Source organism: Dietzia sp. HMSC21D01 (assembly GCF_001815995.1).
In the GTDB taxonomy this organism is placed as follows: Bacteria; Actinomycetota; Actinomycetes; order Mycobacteriales; family Mycobacteriaceae; genus Dietzia; species Dietzia cinnamea.
Map to the genome: position 1 here is coordinate 1 of NZ_KV823668.1, position 3,323 is coordinate 3,323.

The following is a 3,323-nucleotide window of genomic DNA, read 5'->3' on the forward strand; positions in this document are numbered from 1 at the left end:
GCTGCCGCCCCCACGGCCCCGCCCGCCTCCGACACGGCCGCGGAGGCCGCCCCGGACGCCGAGCCGTTCGTGGCGGACCCGCGCGTCGCCGCGTTCTTCGACGTCGACAACACCCTCATCCAGGGCGCCTCGATCATCCTGCTGGCCCGCGGGTTGGCCAAGCACCGGTTCTTCACCGCGCGCGACATCGCCGGACTCGCCTGGTCGCAGGCCAAGTTCCGGATCTCGGGCGAGGAGAACGCCGACGACGTCGCCGCCGGCCGCGACAAGGCCCTGAGCTTCGTCAAGGGTCGCACCGTCGCCGAGCTGACCGCGCTGAGCGAGGAGGTCGTGGACACCTCGATGCTCGACCGGGTCTGGCCCGGGACCCGCTCGCTCGTGCAGATGCACCTCGACGCCGGACAGCAGGTCTGGCTGGTCACCGCGACGCCCGTGATGCTGGCGCGCGTGATCGCGACGCGGCTGGGACTGTCGGGCGCGCTGGGCACGGTCGCCGAGGAGCACGACGGCGTCTACACGGGCCGCCTGGTGGGCGACATCCTGCACGGGCCCGGCAAGGCGCACGCGATCGCCAAGCTCGCCGAGGCCGAGGGTTTCGACCTGTCCCGCTGCTACGCGTACTCGGACAGCTTCAACGACATGCCCATGCTGACGATGGTCGGCAACCCGGTGGCCATCAACCCGGATTCGCGGCTGCGTAAGTACGCCTCGGAGAACGGCTGGGACGTCAAGGACTTCCGCACCGTGCGCAAGGCGGCCAAGAAGGCGATGCCGGGCGTGCTGGCGGTCGGCGGGCTGGCGGGTGCGCGGGCGGCGGCGCGGTCATCGTACGGCGTACGCGCGGCGGGCTCGCTGCGCCGGATGTTCTGAGCCCGCGGCTCAGCCGAAGAACACGCTCCCGCGCCGCGCGAGGTTGCGGAACAGCGTGTTCTGGATAGTCTCGCGCACCTGGTCGGTGATCTCGAAGACCACCATCGGGTCGTCGGCGGCATCGGGCCCCAGGTGGGAGGTCTCGATGGGCTCGCCGAACTCCATCGTCCACTTGGTCGGCAGCGGGATCCCGCCGAGGGCGCCCAACAGCGGGAACGCGGGCGTCACCGGCATGTACGGCAGGCCGAGCAGGCGGGCGAGCGCGGGGATCTCGCCGATCTTGGGGTAGATCTCCTCGGAGCCGACCACCGAGCAGGGGATGATCGGCGCCCCGGCGGCCAGCGCGGTCGCGACGAACCCGCCGCGGCCGAAGCGCTGCAGGCGGTACCGGTCGGCGAACGGCTTGCCGAGACCCTTGAACCCCTCGGGCCACACCGCCACGACGTGACCGGCCTCGAGGAGTCGTTCGGCGTCGGCGGTGCAGGCGAGGGTCGCCCCGGCCCGCCGGGCGAGCGGCGCGGACACCGGCAGGGTCATCGCCAGGTCGGCGGCCAGCAGTCTCAGGGCGCGGCCGGCGTGGTCGTGGACCGCGACCGTGGTCATCATCCCGTCGATCGGCAGGACCCCGGCGTGGTTGGACACGATCAACCCGGCCCCCTCGGCGGGGATGTTCTCCGCGCCGATCACCTCGACGCGGAACCAGTGCTCGAACAACGGTCGCCACAGGGGCAGCCAGACGTGGGTGTGGAAATGCTCGTCGAACCCGAACTCGTCGACCTCGTATCCCCCGGTGATGCGGGTGGCGAGCAGTTCACCGGCGGCGTTGACGGCGTCGGCCAGGCCGGTCAGCGCGCTGACATCGCCGGTCGCGAGCATCGTGTCGACGGTGCGGGCGAGGTCCCGCACGGGCGCCAGCACCTCGGCGTCGAGCGGCAGGACGTCCACGACCTGCCCGATCGAGGACCGCATGGAGGTCAGGAAGCGGTCGATGATCCGGCCGATCTCCGTGGCGGCGGCGTCGCTGCCGGTGGTATCCCCGAGGAAGCCCTCCCCCACCATCCGGCCGCTGCGGGCGTCTCGGCGGCCCTCGCCCCAGCGGGGTCCGCCGAGGGGTTGGCTCAGGTCGAATTCCGGGCCCTTCACGGCGCCTCCTCCTCGATGCGGTCGGGCTCGAGCGGTTCTGACAGAGCGCCGATCGCCTCGAGCTCGTCGAGGGTGGTGTCCACTCCCGCGCGCAGCCGTGCGGCCACCGGCCCCGGGAGCAGGGCGGCGACCGTGGCGACTCTGCGTTCGACCGCCTCGCGGGTGACCAGGGGCTCGGCGCCGGAGTCCACCAGGTAGGCCTGCAGCGCCTCCTCGGTGGAGTAGCGCGGGGTGAAACCGAACTCGGTGCGCATGCGGGTGGTGTCCATCGTCCGGCCGTACCGCAGGTAGCGCAGCTGCGACGTGCCGATGTCCCGCAGCCCCTGGCTCGACAAAAGCCGCGCCGCGAGCTTGAACGTCGCCGGCATCACCGGTAGCGGGATGTGCCCGGCGCGCCGGATGGCCTGCGTCAGGGTGAGAACCCCGTCCGCGGCGATGTTGTACGTACCGGGCGTCGCCCCGAGCGTGGCGTGCAGCAGCGCGTCGAGCGCGTCCTGCGGGTGCAGCAGCTGGATGCGCGGGTCGTATCCGGCCAGTACGGGCGCCACCGACGGCAGCAGCAACTCACCGACCACGGTGGGCTCGGGCAGGCCGAGGATCGCGGGGATGCGCAGGATGGTGACGTCGATGTCCGGGCGCTTGCGGGACATGCCCCGCACGTAGCCCTCCACCGACAGGTGGTCGAGCGGGATGCCGCCGCTGGCGTGGCGGCGCGCGGCCATGTCCTCGCTGAACATCGCCGGGTCGACCCCCGAGGAGCCGTACACGGACGTCGAGGAGATGAGCACGAACCGCTTGACGGAGGCGGCCCGGCGGCAGGCGGCGATCACGTGCATCGAGCCCATGATGTTGGACTCCTTGACGGCTGCGCGACCGCCGGGGGCGAAGTCGGTGTGGTGCAGGCCGGCGTGGACGACCGTGTCGATGTCCGCCTCGCGCAGGATGCCCTGCAGACGCGGCGACTGGGGATCGAGGCGCACGAACTCGGCGTCGCGCATGCGCCTGCGGTGTTGCGGCGACGGTTTGACCGAGTCGATCGCCAGCACGCGTTCGACGGAGTCGTTGCGCAACAACATGCCCACCAGGTGCGCGCCGAGATACCGGCTGCCGCCGACGACCGCGACGGCGCGGGCCGGCCGGCTGGCTCGCGCTTCGGTGTTCACCCGGCCGAGTCTAGCCGCGGGTCCGGTCCCCCATGGGCGCAGTCGCCACGTCTCCGGGTTCGATGCCCCCGGTGCCAGCCGCACGCGACGATGGCGTCTGGCGCGCACCGCGGGCAGGGCGAGACGCCTTGGCGAGGGGCGGCTGCG

3 protein-coding genes are annotated in these 3,323 nt (G+C 72.3%); 1 reads left to right on the plus strand and 2 read right to left on the minus strand.

All coding sequences use genetic code 11. The features are described from left to right. Window positions 1-870: HAD family hydrolase (locus HMPREF3086_RS01720; protein ID WP_070719857.1), on the plus strand; the 870-nt coding region annotated here is incomplete at its 5' end. 9 nt (window positions 871-879) lie between these two features. Here the strand turns inward: HMPREF3086_RS01720 and HMPREF3086_RS01725 are convergent. Both HMPREF3086_RS01725 and HMPREF3086_RS01730 read right to left on the minus strand, forming a co-directional pair. Next, on the minus strand, window positions 880-2,013 hold the full coding sequence (locus tag HMPREF3086_RS01725) for a lysophospholipid acyltransferase family protein (protein ID WP_007630318.1): 1,134 nt from the start codon (window positions 2,011-2,013) through the stop codon (window positions 880-882). Next, window positions 2,010-3,176: an NAD-dependent epimerase/dehydratase family protein gene (locus HMPREF3086_RS01730; protein ID WP_070719858.1), complete on the minus strand. Its 1,167-nt coding sequence runs from the start codon at window positions 3,174-3,176 to the stop codon at window positions 2,010-2,012. The genes HMPREF3086_RS01725 and HMPREF3086_RS01730 overlap by 4 nt, the downstream gene beginning before the upstream one ends. Window positions 3,177-3,323 lie beyond the last annotated feature (147 nt).